Source organism: Faecalimonas umbilicata, from assembly GCF_042846195.1.
In the GTDB taxonomy this organism is placed as follows: domain Bacteria; phylum Bacillota; class Clostridia; order Lachnospirales; family Lachnospiraceae; genus Faecalimonas; species Faecalimonas umbilicata.
The window spans coordinates 2,707,901-2,724,704 of the sequence record NZ_AP031411.1 but is presented as its reverse complement, the minus strand read 5'-3'; the positions used below and the strand labels follow the sequence as shown (position 1 = coordinate 2,724,704).

The 16,804-nt window shown below is 42.0% G+C and carries 20 protein-coding genes; 19 read left to right on the top strand and 1 reads right to left on the bottom strand.

Annotated elements, in window-relative coordinates:
• Window positions 1-254: 254 nt before the first annotated feature.
• The 19 genes from ACGG81_RS13125 (at window position 255) to ACGG81_RS13035 (ending at window position 16,042) form a co-directional block, all read left to right on the top strand.
• A complete protein-coding gene (locus tag ACGG81_RS13125; protein WP_008977190.1) occupies window positions 255-476 on the top strand; it encodes a hypothetical protein in 222 nt (73 codons plus the stop codon).
• A 125-nt stretch (window positions 477-601) separates the two neighbouring features.
• Entirely contained in the window at window positions 602-2,419 is a 1,818-nt protein-coding gene (locus tag ACGG81_RS13120) for a glycosyl hydrolase family 18 protein (protein WP_009263421.1), read from the top strand.
• A 94-nt stretch (window positions 2,420-2,513) separates the two neighbouring features.
• Window positions 2,514-3,197 (top strand): N-acetylmuramoyl-L-alanine amidase, encoded by a 684-nt coding sequence (locus ACGG81_RS13115; protein WP_009263420.1) that lies wholly within the window; start codon window positions 2,514-2,516, stop codon window positions 3,195-3,197.
• 41 nt (window positions 3,198-3,238) lie between these two features.
• Window positions 3,239-4,762, top strand: coding sequence for an L-threonylcarbamoyladenylate synthase (locus tag ACGG81_RS13110; protein ID WP_009263419.1), 1,524 nt, complete (start codon window positions 3,239-3,241; stop codon window positions 4,760-4,762).
• Window positions 4,759-5,184, top strand: coding sequence for a ribose 5-phosphate isomerase B (rpiB, locus tag ACGG81_RS13105; protein WP_008977163.1), 426 nt, complete (start codon window positions 4,759-4,761; stop codon window positions 5,182-5,184). Before ACGG81_RS13110 ends, rpiB begins: the two co-directional genes overlap by 4 nt.
• A 10-nt stretch (window positions 5,185-5,194) precedes the next feature.
• Window positions 5,195-5,824 carry a uracil phosphoribosyltransferase gene (gene upp / locus ACGG81_RS13100; RefSeq protein WP_009263418.1) on the top strand — a complete coding sequence of 210 codons (630 nt, stop codon included), beginning with the start codon at window positions 5,195-5,197 and terminating at the stop codon, window positions 5,822-5,824.
• Window positions 5,825-5,906: 82 nt separating this feature from the next.
• Window positions 5,907-6,116, top strand: a complete 210-nt coding sequence (locus tag ACGG81_RS13095; protein ID WP_008977161.1) for a pro-sigmaK processing inhibitor BofA family protein — start codon at window positions 5,907-5,909, stop codon at window positions 6,114-6,116.
• 248 nt (window positions 6,117-6,364) lie between these two features.
• Window positions 6,365-7,273 carry a hypothetical protein gene (locus ACGG81_RS13090; protein WP_009263417.1) on the top strand — a complete coding sequence of 303 codons (909 nt, stop codon included), beginning with the start codon at window positions 6,365-6,367 and terminating at the stop codon, window positions 7,271-7,273.
• Window positions 7,270-8,472 carry a CpaF family protein gene (locus ACGG81_RS13085; RefSeq protein WP_009263416.1) on the top strand — a complete coding sequence of 401 codons (1,203 nt, stop codon included), beginning with the start codon at window positions 7,270-7,272 and terminating at the stop codon, window positions 8,470-8,472. The genes ACGG81_RS13090 and ACGG81_RS13085 overlap by 4 nt, the downstream gene beginning before the upstream one ends.
• Window positions 8,429-9,184 carry a type II secretion system F family protein gene (locus ACGG81_RS13080; protein WP_009263415.1) on the top strand — a complete coding sequence of 252 codons (756 nt, stop codon included), beginning with the start codon at window positions 8,429-8,431 and terminating at the stop codon, window positions 9,182-9,184. Before ACGG81_RS13085 ends, ACGG81_RS13080 begins: the two co-directional genes overlap by 44 nt.
• Before the next feature lies 1 nt (window position 9,185).
• A complete protein-coding gene (locus ACGG81_RS13075; RefSeq protein ID WP_009263414.1) occupies window positions 9,186-10,481 on the top strand; it encodes a type II secretion system F family protein in 1,296 nt (431 codons plus the stop codon).
• A gap of 81 nt (window positions 10,482-10,562) precedes the next feature.
• A complete protein-coding gene (locus ACGG81_RS13070; protein WP_008977156.1) occupies window positions 10,563-10,739 on the top strand; it encodes a Flp1 family type IVb pilin in 177 nt (58 codons plus the stop codon).
• Between the two features lie 15 nt (window positions 10,740-10,754).
• Window positions 10,755-12,119, top strand: coding sequence for a DUF5702 domain-containing protein (locus ACGG81_RS13065; RefSeq protein ID WP_270458390.1), 1,365 nt, complete (start codon window positions 10,755-10,757; stop codon window positions 12,117-12,119).
• A gap of 272 nt (window positions 12,120-12,391) precedes the next feature.
• Window positions 12,392-13,117, top strand: coding sequence for a pilus assembly protein (locus tag ACGG81_RS13060; protein WP_318271606.1), 726 nt, complete (start codon window positions 12,392-12,394; stop codon window positions 13,115-13,117).
• Window positions 13,105-13,527 carry a prepilin peptidase gene (locus tag ACGG81_RS13055; protein ID WP_009263411.1) on the top strand — a complete coding sequence of 141 codons (423 nt, stop codon included), beginning with the start codon at window positions 13,105-13,107 and terminating at the stop codon, window positions 13,525-13,527. Before ACGG81_RS13060 ends, ACGG81_RS13055 begins: the two co-directional genes overlap by 13 nt.
• Entirely contained in the window at window positions 13,524-13,928 is a 405-nt protein-coding gene (locus tag ACGG81_RS13050; RefSeq protein WP_390108732.1) for a TadE family protein, read from the top strand. The genes ACGG81_RS13055 and ACGG81_RS13050 overlap by 4 nt, the downstream gene beginning before the upstream one ends.
• Window positions 13,912-14,667 carry a DUF6382 domain-containing protein gene (locus ACGG81_RS13045; protein ID WP_016441314.1) on the top strand — a complete coding sequence of 252 codons (756 nt, stop codon included), beginning with the start codon at window positions 13,912-13,914 and terminating at the stop codon, window positions 14,665-14,667. Before ACGG81_RS13050 ends, ACGG81_RS13045 begins: the two co-directional genes overlap by 17 nt.
• Window positions 14,668-14,820: 153 nt before the next feature.
• Complete coding sequence (locus ACGG81_RS13040) at window positions 14,821-15,198, top strand: RidA family protein (RefSeq protein WP_008977150.1); 378 nt, start codon at window positions 14,821-14,823, stop codon at window positions 15,196-15,198.
• 214 nt (window positions 15,199-15,412) lie between these two features.
• Window positions 15,413-16,042 (top strand): rhomboid family intramembrane serine protease, encoded by a 630-nt coding sequence (locus ACGG81_RS13035; protein ID WP_008977149.1) that lies wholly within the window; start codon window positions 15,413-15,415, stop codon window positions 16,040-16,042.
• Here ACGG81_RS13035 and ACGG81_RS13030 read toward each other — a convergent pair.
• A complete protein-coding gene (locus ACGG81_RS13030; protein WP_008977148.1) occupies window positions 16,020-16,745 on the bottom strand; it encodes a sensor histidine kinase in 726 nt (241 codons plus the stop codon). The genes ACGG81_RS13035 and ACGG81_RS13030 overlap by 23 nt on opposite strands.
• Between the last annotated feature and the right edge of the window lie 59 nt (window positions 16,746-16,804).

Sequence of the window (16,804 nt, the reverse complement as noted above, 5' to 3'; positions counted from 1 at the left end):
CTCAGGAAAATCTTTCAACAATTCTATTTATTCTAAATTAATTCGATTTTCTAAGTGATTCAGCTAAATTTCAAAACTAAAGCAGTTACAATTACAAATAATCATTTTATAAAATGCACATAATAATTAAAATGTCCATTTGCTGTCTTCTTTTTTCAGCAGAAATCTGTTTTGCGAAGAATATATCACATGCACCCAGGTCTTAGCAAAAAGCGGAGGAAGCCATAATTACCGTTTGGACGGGAAGGAACGAAGTGAATAGTACAGAAGAAAAATACAGACAATTTTTCATAGAGCTGGAAGCATATGAAAAATGCGGGATTCCAATGTCTATGGATGGAGAACCGGCAAGTCCGTTACAGATTGTCAATGCACATATGGCAAAAGAAAGTAATGCATATATGCGGGACTATGTGATGGATGATGAGACTGGAAGCCTAAAAGAACTTCATTTTCAAAAAATAGCAGCAAAATAATACGAATCCCCTCAATGCAGAGTATTAAGAAATTCTTATTATTTTTTGAAAACGAGGAAAGTATGTAGTAATCTGTCGAAAAAAGAAAATGCATATGGTATAATAGGTCAGGTAGGAGGTAGGCTATGGATAGAAGAGAAAATGATCGAAGATATAGAAGCCGGGCGGAAATGCTGCGTGACCGAAGACGAAGAAGAAAGCGGACATGCCTGATTGAGCTTTTGATCGTATTATTTTTTATCATTGTAGTTGTCGCTGTGGCAGGTATATTTGTATGGAAAAAATATGGTCCATCGAAGGTGAAAGCTGATTTGAATGAATATTATGGTGTAGATGCCGCAGAGCAAGCTGCAGTTATTGTGAACAATACGATTCTGGAACAGAAAGGGATTGTGTCTGACGGACAGTTTTATTTACCATATGAGGCGGTACGTCAAGAGATTGACGGTGGATTTTACTGGAACGCAGCCGAAGGCACACTGCGCTATACGTTGCCGTTAGATCTTGTGGAAGTACCGGCAGAAAGCAAGGAATATACGAACGCAGGTCAGAGGGAATCCAAGGACTATGTAATCGTAAAAAATATCGGGGACCAGACTTATATCGCAGTGGATTTTATTCTGGAGTTTGGGAATGTCACTGCAAAGACTTATAAGAGTCCGAACAGAGTAGTTCTCTTTGATGATTGGGGCAAGGTGAAGACGACAACGGCAAAGAAGGATACGCAGATGCGCTGGCTTGCAGGTGTTAAGAGTGATATTCTGACGGAAGTTAAGAAGGGTGACCGTGTATATTTTATAGAAGAGGAAGGTGACTGGAAGAAAGTCCGCACAGAGGATGGGATCATCGGATATATAAAGAGTAGTGCATTAAAGTCTGTGAAGACAGAAACAATCACCTCTTCTTCCAAAGCACCGGAATATACAAGTATGACAAAAGATTATAAGATCAATCTTGCCTGGCATCAGGTTACGAATGAAATAGCAAATGAAACGTTAAGCGAAACGATTGCATCGACACAAGGATTGACAACAATTTCACCTACATGGTTTACAGTTGCCGATACAGAGGGAAATCTGAATTCTATCGCAAGTTCAGCTTATGTGGATACGGCTCATGCAGCGAATCTGGAGGTATGGGCACTTGTGAGGGATTTTGACGGTGGCATCGACTCGCCGGAAGAGACATACCAGTTGTTAAGTTCTTCTTTGGCCAGAAAGACTCTGATCGATAATCTGATGATGCAGGTACAGCAGTATAATATTGATGGAATCAACGTGGATTTTGAGAAAGTTTCTGAGGAATGTGGAGAACATTTTATTGAGTTTATCCGCGAACTTTCTATAGAATGTCGAAGAAATCAAAAAGTTCTGTCGGTAGATAACTATGTGCCGATGGGATTTAATAGTCATTATGAACTGGAGGAACAGGGGAAGGTTGCAGATTATGTCATCATTATGGGATATGATGAACATTATGCCGGCTCGTGGGAGAGCGGTTCAGTGGCTTCTATTGACTATGTGGAAAATGGAATCCGGCAGGCGACAAAGGATGTGTCAGCAGAGAAAGTAATCAATGCAGTCCCATTTTATACAAGATTGTGGGAAGAAGTGCCAAAGACAGAGCAGGAACTTGCCGCGCAGGCTGGAACAGAGCAGGCGCAGTATAAGATGAATGTTACAAGTGAGGCTCTTGGAATGCAGGAAGCCGAAGCGTGTGTGGCACAGGCTGGAGCAGCCGTCACATGGGATGAAGAGACACAGCAGAATTATGCGCAATGGGAGTCGGACGGTGCCACATATAAAATATGGCTGGAAGATAGTTCTTCTATTGAGGCAAAATTAAAATTGATGGAGAAGTATCAGCTTGGTGGTGTTGCTGCATGGAAGCTGGGATTTGAAAAGCCTGAAATCTGGTCCGTGATTGAAAAATATATAAAATAGCGTCAGATTACAGAAAATTTCATAGAGAAAGAGAAATGATATTTTATTTCCCCCTCTCATATATTGTAATGATATAGGAAGAGGGGGGATTTTTTTGCAGAAAAAGATAGAGCTGATGATGGGAATTCTGCTGATCATGGCAGCCTTGATCGGGGGGAAGACATTGACGAACGCAGTTTCCGGGAAAATTTCAGAACAAAAAGAACAGGCGATTGTGATGATCGATCCAGGGCACGGAGGTTTTGATCCTGGAAAAGTCGGGGTAGATGGTTTGGCTGAAAAGGATTTGAATCTGGCGGTTGCCAAGAAGCTTCAGAAGATTTTGACAAAGAATGGTGTGCATGTTGTGATGAGTCGTGAAGAAGACACTGCACTTTGTGAGGAAACAGCTCCGAATAAAAAGATTCGCGATATGAAAAAAAGAACAGAATTGATCAATCATAGCAAAGCGTCTATCGCTGTCAGTATTCACCAGAACAGTTACCAAACAAGTGATGTGAAAGGGGCGCAGGTATTTTATTTTACACATTCCGTAGAGGGAAAGAAGGCAGCAGAAATTTTGCAGAAGCATTTAAAAACGGTAGATGAGACAAACAGGAGAGAGGCAAAACCTAATGATACTTATTACATATTGAAAAAGACAGAAATACCAACTGTGATTGTAGAAGCGGGATTTTTGACAAGTCCAGAGGAAGCTGCAAAACTTCAAGATGAGGCATATCAGGAGAAAATCGCACAGGCAGTCTGGGAAGGCTTGAAGGAATATTTAAACTTGTAAAGAGGTTTATTTTTTAACAAAAGAATGCTATAATAGGGGGCATGGAAACGATAATAAAAGAAATACAAAGAACAAATATTGACGAAAATGTGATCGGAATGGCAGGAGTCATCCTGAAGGAGGGAGGGCTGGTAGCTTTCCCGACAGAGACTGTATATGGACTCGGAGCACATGCGCTGAAGGAAGAGGCGGCAAAAAAAACATATGCGGCGAAGGGAAGACCTTCTGATAATCCATTGATCGTTCACATTGCGGAATACCGGGCATTGGAAGAGATTGCGGTGAATATACCAGATAAGACTGCACTGCTGGCGAATCATTTCTGGCCAGGACCGCTTACGATGATTTTTGAAAAAAGTGCATTGGTACCATATGGAACAACCGGAGGACTGGATACTGTAGCAGTCAGAATGCCGGCGGATGAGGTCGCGCGTGCGATCATTTTGGCAGGCGGGGGATATGTGTCTGCTCCGAGTGCAAATACATCCGGGCGCCCGAGTCCGACAACTGCGATGCATGTGAAGGAAGATCTGGATGGCAAGATTGATATGATCATCGATGGAGGAAGTGTGGAGATCGGAGTGGAATCGACGATCCTTGATATGACTGTGACACCTCCGATGATTCTTCGGCCGGGAGCGATCACAAAGGAGATGCTTGAGGAGGTGATCGGTGAGGTCACAGAAGATCAGGCAATTGTCAGTGATAAGAGCAAGGAAGCTCCGAAGGCACCGGGCATGAAGTATCGACATTATGCACCGAAGGCAAAGTTGATGATTATTGAAGGAGAAACAAAAGAGGCGGTCAAGGCAATCCGGCAGGTTGCGTTTGAGCAGGAAAGACTTGGTTATAAAGTCGGAATCATTGCTACAGACGAGACGGCAGAAAAGTATAAAAGAGGTATTGTAAAAAATATCGGGACACGGGAAAATGAATATACGATCGCTCAGAATCTGTATCGTGTCCTCAGAGAGTTTGACGAGGAAGATGTCGATTATATTTACAGTGAAGCTTTTGCGATGGATGGGATTGGCTCGGCGGTTATGAACCGTCTCAAAAAAGCTGCGGGGCATCATATGCTTCGGGCAGAGGAGATCACGAGACTACAAAAATACAGACGGATCCTTTTCCTGAGCAATACAGACAGCAGCAGAGGACCGATGGCAGCAGAGCTTCTAAGAAATCAGGAACTTTTGCAGGAGTATGATATTGAGTCAAGAGGACTTGTCGTACCACTTCCGGAGCCGGTCAATCAGAAGGCAGAAGCGATCATGAAGAGTCAGGGCATGTCGATCGCAGATTATAAGTCAAGGCAGTTTACGGAGGAAGATCTTGACGAGGAGACACTGGTGCTTGCCATTGATGACAGGCATAAATGGAGTGCAGTGGCAGATTATGAGAATATCAAAAATGTATATACACTGGGAGAATATATAGATGATGACAGGAAAATCCCATCTGCATATGGACAGCCATTGACGGAGTATGGTAGTGTATACGAGATGATGAAAGAATTTATCGAGAAACTGGCACAAAAGCTGAACGAGGAGGTAACAAAAGCATGATAGCAATCGGATGTGATCACGGTGGATATGAATTGAAACTGGAGATTATCAAATATTTAGAGGAAAAAGGTCTGGAGTACAAAGATTTTGGATGTGACGGGGAATCTGTGGATTATCCAATTTATGCCAAAAAAGTAGGACAGGCAATTATAGACGGAGAATGTGAGAAGGGGATTCTGATCTGCGGAACAGGAATTGGAATTTCCATCGCAGCAAACAAAATGAAAGGGATCCGCTGTGCGCTCTGTTCAGACTGCTTTTCAGCAGAGGCGACAAGATTACACAATGATACGAATATTGTCGCTTTAGGAGGACGTGTGGTAGGACCGGGACTTGGTGTGAAGATTGTTGATACATTTTTAAACACACCGTTTTCCGAAGATGAAAGACATAAGAGACGTATTGCATTAATTGAAGAATAGGAGAAAAACAATGGGAAAAGTACTGGTAATGGAACATCCGCTGATCCAGCATAAAGTAGGAATTATCCGAAGAAAAGAAGTCGGATCAAAAGATTTCAGAGAGATCATCAGCGAGATTGCAATGTATATGTGCTATGAGGCGACAAGAGATCTGAAATTACAGGATGTCGAGATTGAGACACCAATCTGTAGGACAACTGTTAAGGAACTGGCAGGAAAGAAACTGGCTGTTGTGCCAATCTTAAGAGCTGGTCTTGGAATGGTAGAAGGTATGCTTACGATGATTCCGGCGGCAAAGGTAGGTCATATCGGACTTTATCGTGATCCGGACACATTGGAACCGGTAGAATATTACTGTAAGCTTCCGGCAGACTGCGGGGAGAGAGAAGTATTTGTCGTAGATCCGATGCTTGCGACAGGAGGATCCTGCGTTGCAGCGATTCAGATGCTGAAGGATAAAGGTGTGAAAAATATTCGTTTTATGTGTATCATTGCGGCACCGGAAGGTGTGAAGAAGCTTCAGGAAGCACATCCGGACGTGGATGTCTATATTGGGGCTTTAGATGAGAAATTAAATGATCATGGATATATCGTTCCGGGACTCGGGGATGCGGGAGATCGTATTTTCGGAACAAAATAGGAACGAGAGCAAAAAATAAAGAGAGCATAAACTCCCAGACAAGTCCATATATATGAGATAAGAACAACTGGAGAAGGAAAAGATGGATGAAAATCGTTCAAGCATCGTTGTAAATTTTATTGTCCGGGCAGTCATTGGTCTGGGAGTTATTTTCTTTACAAATGAAATCCTCGCATCCAGAGGAATTTCAGTGGCGGTGGGGCTGAATGGACTTTCCCTTTTGACATCGGGAACCCTTGGATTGCCGGGGGTCTGCTTACTTTACGGGATTCTTTTCTACCAAAACTTGTGAGTATTTCACAAAAAGCGTCAAATCTAAAAATGCATATAGACAAAAGGAAAAGATGTCGATATAATACAACATACAAACAGAACATTTCTAAATGAAATATCATTCTATGGTTAAGGGACCATTACATATCAAAAGAGGCTGGCAGTAAGTACAGCCAGATTCCATTACAAATTCAAAAGGAAAAATCCAAAACACAAAAATTCAAAAAGGAAACTTTAAAATACATAAACAGAAATGGAAGTGATGCATTGAAAGGAAAAATACTTGCAATCTGTACACAAGAGCCAGAGTATGCAAGAGGTCTGTCGGAGTACATTTTGGGAAGAAGAGAACTGTTGTTTCAAGTGATGGTCTTTTTAGATCTGGAGAAATTAAGACAGTTTATAAATGAACATAGAGTAGACCTACTGCTTCTGGATGATATTTATGCTGATACAGAAACGATGGATGTTAAACAGGTATTTATGTTGTGTGATGATCGGAATTGTAAAGAAACAGATTGCTATCATCCAATTTATAAATATCAAAGTGGAGAGAAGATTATTGCAGAAATTCTAAGCTGCTGTGCAGAGGAGGAGGGAAGTGAGACAATTCTGAGGATACAGAAGGCAGATGTGGAGGTGATCGGTGTTTACTCGCCGATACATCGAATCGGAAAGACACAGTATGCACTGCAGCTTGCAAAAGAATTTGCAAAGAAAGGGAATACACTTTATCTGAACTTGGAGGCATATGCCGGCAGACAGGAGGGAGAAGAGGAGACAGGAGGACTTACAGAAATTTTGTATTATCTCAGGCAGGGCTGTAAAAATATGGGGATCCGGCTGGAGACATTGGTGAAGCATGAGGAGGCAGTTGACTATCTGGTACCGATAGAAATGTATCAGGATCTGAAATCGGTCACAGAAGAAGAGTGGAAGCAACTTTTGACCGAGATTGCTGAGAAAAGTATTTATGAGACAGTAGTGCTTGATATCGGGGATGCAATTCGGGGAACGTATGGAATATTAGAATTGTGTTCATGCATTTATACACCAGTTGTGCAAGAGGAAACGGCACAGAGAAAACTGGAGCAATATCGGCACAATCTGACTGTAATGGGTTTGGATTGTGTGCTTGAGAGAACAATTTTTGTGGAGGTGAGGGAATTGTTATGAGAGATACAGAGCATTTATATCAGAAAATCATGGAGGAGTTGGATCTGTCCAGAGAGATAGAAGACGAAGCGCTGATGGAGTTGATCTATACCGTATTATCGGAAGAACGAAGAGAACACTATATGTCACTTCAGGAGATGAATATGCTTGGGAAGGAGTTGTTTAATGCATTCCGAAAGCTGGACATCCTTCAGGATTTGATCGAGGATGAGGAGATCACGGAGATTATGATCAATGGTGCGCAGCATATCTTTATGGAAAAAGCAGGAGTTGTGACAAGACTGGAGAAGCGGTTTGCATCGAGACAAAAGTTGGAAGATGTTGTGCAGCAGATTGTTGCAGGATCCAATCGAATTGTGAATGAGGCAAATCCGATTGTGGATGCAAGGCTTCCAGATGGTTCCCGTGTCAATGTCGTACTTGCTCCGATTGCGCTGAACGGACCGATTGTGACGATCAGAAAGTTTCCGAAAGAGGCAATGACGATGGAACGTTTGAGGAAGTTTGAGGCAATCTCAGAGGAGGCGGCTGATTTTCTGGAGCAGGCAGTGAAAGCAAGATATAACATCTTTATCAGTGGAGGGACCGGATCAGGAAAGACGTCCATGCTAAATGCGCTTGCACAGCATATACCTGCTGGGGAGCGTGTCATCACAATTGAGGATAATGCCGAACTTCAGATTCGGGGAATTGAAAATCTTGTAAGGCTTGAGGCTCGTAATGCAAATGTGGAGGGAACTGGTGAAATCTCAATCCGGGATCTGATCAAGTCAGCGCTTCGCATGCGACCTGACCGGATTGTTGTCGGGGAGGTCCGGGGAAGTGAGGCGATTGACATGCTGCAGGCGATGAACACCGGGCACGACGGCTCACTCAGCACGGGACATGCCAACAGTACAAAGGATATGTTCAGTAGACTGGAAACAATGGTGCTTATGGGTGTGGATCTTCCATTGAGCGCAGTACAGAGACAGATTGCTTCCGCAATTGATCTTGTCGTCCATCTGGGAAGACTGCGCGATAAGAGCAGGAAGGTGTTGGAAATCTCAGAGGTGCTTGCTTATGAAGAGGGGGAGATAAAGGTACAGAGTCTGTATCGATTTGAAGAGACTGGAAGAAAAGATGGGAAGGTGCAAGGGAGGCTAAAATGGGTTCATGAATTACAAAAGAAAGAAAAGCTACTGGCAGCAGGATATTAAAAAGGCAGATTATGGAAAGGCAGCGTTCAAAGGATTAGCGTTGTTATCAGGGATTGCATATCTATTTTATGACTTCTTTTTAGGGGGTCTGATGTTCTCACCATTTCTGGTGATCTATCTTCGTATTTGGGAAAAACAATATATAAAGAAACAGCAGCAGGAATTTTGTGCTCAGTTTAAAATGAGTCTGCAGTCGATGTCCTCGGCGCTCAATGTCGGATATTCGGCAGAAAATGCACTGAAGGAGACGGCAAAGGATCTGTCATTGATCTATAAAAAAGATACACGGATCATGAGAGAATATACTTATATGATTCATCAGCTCAATATGAATGTACCTTTGGAGCAGATCTGGAAAGAGTTTGCAGACAGGGTAGGACAGGAGGATGTCTCGAATTTTGTATCTGTCTTTGTGGCAGCAAAGAGAGCAGGAGGGGACAGCATTGAGATGATCCGAAATGCGGTAAAGCAAATCTGTGAGAAAATTGAGGTGAAACGCGAGATTGAGATGACAATGTCAGCAAAAAAGTTAGAATTTCAAGTAATGTCGGTGGTTCCCTTTGGAATTATTTTCTATATGAGGATAGCATTTCCGGATTTTGTAGAGGTACTTTATAGAAATTTTCTTGGGATTTTTGTTATGACTGTCTGTCTGGCTGTTTATGCAGGGGCATTTTATATGGGAAAAAGGATGATTGAAATCGAGGTGTGAGATGATTGTTTCGATAGGAATATTTATAGCATTGGCAATCGCCGTTATTTTGTATCAAAAGAGAAAGCTTCCGGAATGGTGTATGAGAAAGAACAGCAGAAATATTTTTCTGATGCTGCTCGGTGTGAATTCACTTGCCGCGTATCTGCTTTATGTGGATCAACAGGCGGAATTTATGGGAGAACATGCAAGACTGGAGCGAAATAACTGTGGGGAAGGAGTGCGAACAGAGAAGTTGATCGCAAAGACAGGTGGAAGAGAGATTCCGATTACGATAGAACTTCCTGAGAGGCAGTACAATGGAAAGGAGTTGGAGAAAGCATTTGAAACAGCGATGAAAAAGTTGGATGGCATTATTTTGGACAAAAATAAGACATTTGATGAGGTGCGGAAAGATTTGCATTTCCCATCCAGGATTCTGGATATGCCGATTACCGTTTCCTGGGAAGTAGACAACTATGAGGTGATCAATGTTCTCGGAGAGTTGCAGACAGAGGCGCTCAAAGAAGAGGGGACAATCGTTCAGATTACAGGGAAACTGAAATATGGAGAAGAGGAGCGGATCTATATGAGAAGCGCCAACCTGTTTCCACCTAAATTAAAAGGCGATGAGAAGATCGTAGCTCAGCTTGCAGGGCAGGTTGCAGAGAAAGAAAAGGAACATCCGGAACAAAAACAGGTAGAATTACCAGAGATTTTAGAGGGAAAACCGGTCAGCTGGCGACGTCCGGAGGAAAACAGAGGATATGTCATTTTAGGACTTGGATTGGTTGGAAGTATTCTTCTGATTCTGCTGGAGAAAGAAACGCAGAAGGAAGAAATGAAAAAGAAGAAAAAGCAGATGATGATAGATTATCCGGAAATTCTAAACAAATTTGTGTTGTTTCTTGGAGCCGGAATGACAGTAAAAGCTGCATGGCAGAAAATCTCTTCTGATTATGAAAAAGGGAAAATAATGGGAAAGGAGCGGTTTGCATATGAGGAAATGGCATATACGCTTAGAGAAATGCAGGCAGGGGGTTCAGAGAAAGAATGTTATGAGCATTTTGGAAAACGGTGTGAGGCTGTGTGTTACATGCGCTTTGGAGCTTTGCTTTCCCAAAATCTGAAAAGAGGATCAAAAGGGTTAGCAGATCTTCTTAGGCTGGAAGCAGTCAATGCATTTGAGGAGCGAAAGCGTGCGGCAAAAAAAGCAGGGGAAGAAGTGGGGACAAAGCTTCTGGCACCGATGTTTTTCATGTTGACAGTGGTTCTGGTCATTGTAATCGTGCCGGCATTTTTGTCTATGCAGTTTTAAAAAAGAGAAAGAAAAGAGGAGAGTGGACGGGATGGAGCAGAGATATTTCGAGAAACATTTTGCGGGAAAGGGGGTGAAATTATGTGGCGGATCCGACAATTTTTTGCATGTTTGAAAGATGAAAAAGGAATTGGTGTTGTGGAAGTGATACTGATCCTTGTCGTGTTGATCGGACTTGTAATTATTTTTAAGTCACAGCTGACAAGTCTGGTAAACTCAATCTTTCAGAAGATCACGAGTGAAAGCTCAGGGATTTAAGGAGTGACAGAGAAGATGAAGAGAGGAGAAATGACAGCTTTTATCAGTCTGGTCTTTGTGTTGTTGGTTGGATTGATCGGGGCGGTGATCGAGAGTGCATCGGTACAGACTGCAAAGAACTATCGCAGAGCAGATATGGATCGAGCGCTGCAGTCAGTATTTGCAGAGTATCACAGAGAGCTTCTGTCAGAATATGATATTTTTGGCATAGCGGCCGGCTATGAGACCGGGACATTTTCTTTTGAAAATATTGTAAACCGGCTGGAATTTTATGAGGCAGCGGGAATGACGCAGGAACCAGAAAAGCTACAGCTTCTGACAGATGATCATGGACAACCTTTCAAGGAGCAGGCAGTCAGATATATGAAAAGTAGAATGGGTGTTGATCTTGTAGAGGAACTGACTGGAAACTGTGCGGTATGGGAAGAGCAGAGTCAGCAAAGTGGATCTTATGAAGAACAGGGGAGTGATATCTCACAAGAGTTGGATTCAAAACTTCAGGAAGGAGAAAGTGAACTTCCTTCGGAAAATAATCCGCTGGAAAACATTTCTAATATCAAAAAATCAAATCTTTTACAGATCGTTGTTTCAAATCCGGAACAGTTATCACAGAAACAAATATCGTTAGGGGGACTTCCGTCTCATCGTAACTTACAAAAAGGAATTGGAAGATTCCCGACAAAAAGTGATGCACAAGGTAAGATTTCTTCTCTCTTTTTCTGTCAGTATCTTCTGGAGCATTTTGGAAATGCAGTGGATCAGAAGAAGGAAAATACACTTTCTTATGAAATGGAATATATTTTGGAAGGAAAAGAGAGTGATCAGCAAAATTTAGAAGTGGTTGTGAAGAAGTTGCTGTTGATGAGAAGTGGTGCCAATTATCTGTATCTTCTGACCGATGCGGGAAAACAGGCAGAGGCAGAAACACTTGCAGTATCATTGTCTACTGCGATCGCGCTTCCAGTGTTAACCGGACTTGTCAAGCAGGCAATACTCGTTGCATGGGCATTTGGCGAAGCAGTGATGGATATCCGAGCGCTTCTAGATGGAAAACGAGTTGCTCTGATCAAGACTCATGACACGTGGCAGTTGCAGCTTTCAGGGCTTCTGAAGCTTGGGACAGCAGAAGATCAAAAAGAAGGAATGGATGCCGAAGGTGGACTTCGCTATAAGGAATATCTGATGTTTTTATTTTTCCTGAAATCAGAGCAAGTCTGTACGATGCGCGCCCTTGATCTGATTGAGATGGAGATGAAAAAGAAGCCGGGCGAAGAGACCTTTCAGGTGGATCATTGTGTGACAAAATTACAGGTAAAAAGTAAGTGTAAGATTCGAAGAGGAGTGAATTATCAGTTTTCAACCTACTTCGGATATGAGTAAGCAACAGATTGTGTAACAAAAGAAAAGAATATAATACTAGGAGGTGAATGCAAATGCCCTTTCCGTCAAAAAGGCTCACAAATTCAGAACGAATTTTTATTCAAAAGTACAGTATAAAATTAAGAAAGGAGAAAGACTCTTTCATATCCCATGCTCACCGGGACAGACTACAAATCTTGGAAAGGGCATTTTCATTCATCTCCAAAAAGGTGAAAAGCTTCTTTGTTCAGAAAGGAGATAGGTACAAGAAAAAAGAACGAAAACTGCATGCGGTGATTACCGTTGAAGCTACACTTACGATTCCTTTATTTTTCTTGGCAGGAGTGATGCTGATCTATTCACTGGAAGTGCAGGCGACTAGGATCAGCGTAAAAATGGGAGCCGATACAGCGGCAAAAAAAGCGGCGGAGCGGATCTATCTTGCTCCAGTGCTACTTCCATCAAAAGTAGAGTCAGATATTGTAGGAGCAATTGGGCAGAGACGGTTAAGCCAAAGTATGATTGCTGGTAAATCCGGAGGGATTGACTGTCACAAGTCAAGAGTGTGGCCGGGATCAGGAATCATCGAAATTGTTGTGGAATATAAAATTCAGCCACCAGTGAGAATTTTTGGGATTCCTTTGATTTCACAGACAGAACGGGTCAGGATCAAGGGATGGAATGGTTATCAACAGGGAAGTTATATAGAAAAACAAGGGTATGTGTATATTACAGAAACAGGAACAGTCTACCATAAAAGTTATCAATGTACACATTTGAAATTAGCAATTCGGGCAGGAAACGTATCCGATGTTGCAGATCTCAGGAACGAATATCAAGGGAAATATTACCCATGTGAAAAATGCAAGGCAAAGTCTGCATCCGGGATGATTTATTACACAGCATCCGGGGATCGTTATCATGCTTCCCTTGGGTGCAGTGGGCTAAAAAGAAATATCCGGGCAGTGAAGCTGTCAGAGGTCGGTGGAAGAGGAGCGTGTTCAAGATGCGGACGGTAGGAACAATCAGTATTTTTTTATTTTTAGTAGTCTGTGCGGCGATAGATTTGAAAAAGAGGAGTCTTCCGATGTGGCTGCTGTGGGCAGGAAGTCTCGGAGTTCTTTTGATCAGTTTGTGGAATACCAGGCTGAATCTATTTCCGCTATTTCAGGGGGCTGTTCCGGGAATAGTTCTGGGGATAATAAGCTGGATCACAAGAGAAGCTGTCGGCTATGGAGATGTATGGATCATCACTCTTTTGGGAATTTACCTCGGAATCTGGGATACCGCCACCTTGGTATGCATTGCGTTCTTTTTCAGCAGTATTGCCGCAGTGGGATGTCTGGTTTGGAAAAAATTCCGGAGGGATACGAGGATTCCGTTTGTTCCTTTTCTTACAGCAGCATATGTGGGGGTGGTTTTTTTATGAGGATGAAAGCAAGTGCGACCATTGAGGCGGCGGTTGCGTGTTCCGTATTTTTTCTTAGCTTTTTTTTAGTTATCAGAGGAGTGTTTTATTATCATGATAAAAATATTCTGATGGGAACTGCCTATGAGGCGGCAGTTGTGCATAGCCAGAAAAAAAGAAGTTCAGAAGCTTGTACTATTGCGGAGACAGAGCAGTCGTTTGAAATTGCGGCAAGGAAAAGGATGCTGTTATTTTCAGCAGTGAATCTGACGATTGAGGAGACCGATCAAAAGATTACTGTACAAGGGATTGCATGGAAAGGGAGAATGAAAATTTCTGTGAGCCAGAGTGCGGCTGTGACAGAGCCGGAGAAATTTATCAGAAATATGAGAAAGGCAGGAATCCATGAAGACGGAGGTTAAAAGAAATCTTGACAAGACATACTTACTTATCGAAGAGGAGGGTATTTATGAAGAGGATTATCAAATGCATATGCTAAGGGAAAATAAAATTCCAGGTCTGCTTGAGGTACGTGGAAGAGGAGCCGGGGAGAACAGTCAGTACTATTACGATATCAGTTGTAAAGTTTCAATGAAAACAAAATATGAAAAAATTCCCATTGGGTATGAGGAATTGAAAGCATTTTTATATCAGCTTCTGACCGTGATGAAGGAAATGAAAAAGTATTTTTTAAGTGAAAACAAGGTGATCCTTAATCCAGAGTTTATTTATTATGAAAAGGGAGTGTTCTTTTTCTGTTTTTTGCCGCGTTATGCAAAAGAGACGACGAACGAGTTCCGGCATCTGGCAGAATATTTTGTCAGCCGGGCAGAATATCAAGAGAAAGAATGTGTATTTCTGGCATATGAGCTGCATAAGATTTCCATGCAGGAAAATTACTCAATGAAACAGATTCAAATGCTGATGGAAACAGACTGGAAAGAGCAGATGGAACAGCTGAGATCACAGCAGAAGGGGTATGTTACAGAGGAGGGAATATTGGATGAAACTGGTTGGGAAGCCGGAGAAAATATAGTGCTGCGGGAAAAGGATGGATGGTTTGTGGAATGGAAGAAGCATACAAAAAAGATTTTTTCAAAAAAGAAAAAATGGGGAGAATGGGACGAATTAGAGATGTTTCGGGATGACGATACAGTCTAGGAGGAAGGAGATGCTTGTGAAATTTGGACAAAGAGAAGGGAGATTCAAGGCGGATGCTACTGCAAAATGGATATTTTTTGTTGAGAAATCATTCCTTAAGTGGTATTATGAAAATTAGAAAATAAGTTCTACGAAATGAAGGAGGGTTTAACTATGTTAAAAGTAATCAGTACAGAAAAGGCTCCGGCAGCAATCGGACCATATTCTCAGGCAATGGTATTTGGAAATCTGATGATTTCTTCAGGACAGATTCCAATTGATCCTGCTACAGGTGAAATTGCAGGAACAACAATTCAAGAACAGGCAGAGCAGGTAATGAAAAATATCGGTGCTGTTCTGGAAGAGGCAGGAGCAAACTATACAGATGTTATGAAGACAACTTGTTTTCTTGCTGATATGTCTGATTTTGCAGCGTTTAATGAAGTTTACGGAAAATATTTCACAGGCAAACCGGCTCGTTCCTGTGTTGCAGTGAAGACACTTCCAAAGAATGTTCTCTGTGAAGTGGAAGTAATTGTTGCATTGGCATAATTTTAAGAATAGTTACAAGAGTGAGCAGTTTATGGTTGATGTGCTCACTCTTTTTGTACGCAAAATAAAAAAGAAACTGAATGTGGGGTGCTGTGATGGAGCCGCTGGAATATATGGTCCTTAGGAAAGAATCCGGAAAGGTTCTTGACACATACCTATTTTTGCTTAATACTAATAATTAATGTGACTTTATAAAATGAAATGGTGGTAAAGCGTGAAACAGGAAAAGAAAGCAGTCTGTACAATAGCAATGATCGTGATCAATATCACAATATTTCTTGTCCTTTCCTTTCAAGGAATGACAGAAGATGGAATTTTCATGTTTCATCACGGGGCAATGTATGTACCCAGCATGCTTGAGGAGGGGGAATATTATCGCCTGTTTACAAGTATGTTTCTACACTTTGGATTTGAGCATTTGATGAACAATATGTTCATATTGGGTGTGATCGGATGGAATCTGGAATTAGAAATCGGAAAATGGAAATACCTGGCAGTCTATCTGTTAAGTGGACTTATGGGGAATCTGCTGTCTGCGTGGATGGACATACAGACAGGGGAATATGCTATTTCTGCAGGGGCGTCAGGGGCAATCTTTGGGGTGATTGGGGCATTATTCTATGTAGCGCTTCGAAACAGAGGACGAATTGGAAACATCAGCAGCAGAGGACTTGCATTTATGGTTCTATGTAGTCTCTACTTAGGCTTTACAAGTAAAGGTGTGGATAATTCGGCTCATATTGGTGGAGTTATCAGCGGAATTTTGCTGGCAGCTATATTGTATCATAAGAAGAAATATCCAAATGGCAGGGACAGTCAGCTTAAAGAGGAAGCGAAACTGTAAAGGTAGCCCCCGATCCCGGCTTTGAGGAGACGGTCAGAGTACCGCGGTGGGAGTCAATGATCCGTTTGCAGATTGCGAGTCCAAGTCCGGTTCCATTTGTCTTATAGGAGGTAAATGGAGAAAAAATGGTAGGAATCTGTTCGGAAGTAAGACCGCATCCGTCATCCGTGATTTCGACAATCACGTGATGGTCATTGCAAAAGGCCTTTAGTCTTATAAGGCCATTTTCTGTGATGGCATCTTTGGCATTCTGAAGAAGATTTAAAAGTACTTCCTGAAGCTTTCGCTGGTCTCCGATCAGATCCGGAAGATTGTCTGCGATTTCAGAACAAAATTGGATGTTCGTCTGTTCAAGAGAAAGTGCAAAGGACAGTGCGATGTGTCTGAGAAATACCGAAAATGGAAAGACAGACAGGTTCAAATGTTCGCCGTGATTATAGGAGGAAAGTTCGTCCAAGAGTCCACAGATATATTTGACATCCTCAAGTGTATCTGACCAGTGCTGGATTTTTGTAAGTTGTGGATGTTGCGCCTCCATTAATTGAAGAGAACTGTACACAAGTGTCAGTGGGTTACGGATTTCGTGCGACATTTTGGAAAGGATAAACTCATATTCTTTCATGAGTTTTTCAATCAAGATCTGTATTTCAGGATTTTGTTTTGCAAGAACCTTTAGCTTTTGTGAATCTGTTGTATTAAGCATACAAATCACCTCTCTGAGACGAGTGTAACATTGTAGTCACATGGATTCAACTATATTCC

Coding starts and splice junctions, on each gene's coding strand:
- ACGG81_RS13120 (WP_009263421.1), top strand. CDS start 602: ATGGATAGAAGAGAAAATGATCGAAGATATAGAAGCCGGGCGGAAATG.
- ACGG81_RS13110 (WP_009263419.1), top strand. CDS start 3,239: ATGGAAACGATAATAAAAGAAATACAAAGAACAAATATTGACGAAAAT.
- rpiB (WP_008977163.1), top strand. CDS start 4,759: ATGATAGCAATCGGATGTGATCACGGTGGATATGAATTGAAACTGGAG.
- upp (WP_009263418.1), top strand. CDS start 5,195: ATGGGAAAAGTACTGGTAATGGAACATCCGCTGATCCAGCATAAAGTA.
- ACGG81_RS13095 (WP_008977161.1), top strand. CDS start 5,907: ATGGATGAAAATCGTTCAAGCATCGTTGTAAATTTTATTGTCCGGGCA.
- ACGG81_RS13085 (WP_009263416.1), top strand. CDS start 7,270: ATGAGAGATACAGAGCATTTATATCAGAAAATCATGGAGGAGTTGGAT.
- ACGG81_RS13080 (WP_009263415.1), top strand. CDS start 8,429: ATGAATTACAAAAGAAAGAAAAGCTACTGGCAGCAGGATATTAAAAAG.
- ACGG81_RS13075 (WP_009263414.1), top strand. CDS start 9,186: ATGATTGTTTCGATAGGAATATTTATAGCATTGGCAATCGCCGTTATT.
- ACGG81_RS13070 (WP_008977156.1), top strand. CDS start 10,563: ATGTGGCGGATCCGACAATTTTTTGCATGTTTGAAAGATGAAAAAGGA.
- ACGG81_RS13065 (WP_270458390.1), top strand. CDS start 10,755: ATGAAGAGAGGAGAAATGACAGCTTTTATCAGTCTGGTCTTTGTGTTG.
- ACGG81_RS13055 (WP_009263411.1), top strand. CDS start 13,105: ATGCGGACGGTAGGAACAATCAGTATTTTTTTATTTTTAGTAGTCTGT.
- ACGG81_RS13050 (WP_390108732.1), top strand. CDS start 13,524: ATGAGGATGAAAGCAAGTGCGACCATTGAGGCGGCGGTTGCGTGTTCC.
- ACGG81_RS13045 (WP_016441314.1), top strand. CDS start 13,912: ATGAAGACGGAGGTTAAAAGAAATCTTGACAAGACATACTTACTTATC.
- ACGG81_RS13040 (WP_008977150.1), top strand. CDS start 14,821: ATGTTAAAAGTAATCAGTACAGAAAAGGCTCCGGCAGCAATCGGACCA.
- ACGG81_RS13030 (WP_008977148.1), bottom strand. CDS start 16,745: ATGCTTAATACAACAGATTCACAAAAGCTAAAGGTTCTTGCAAAACAA.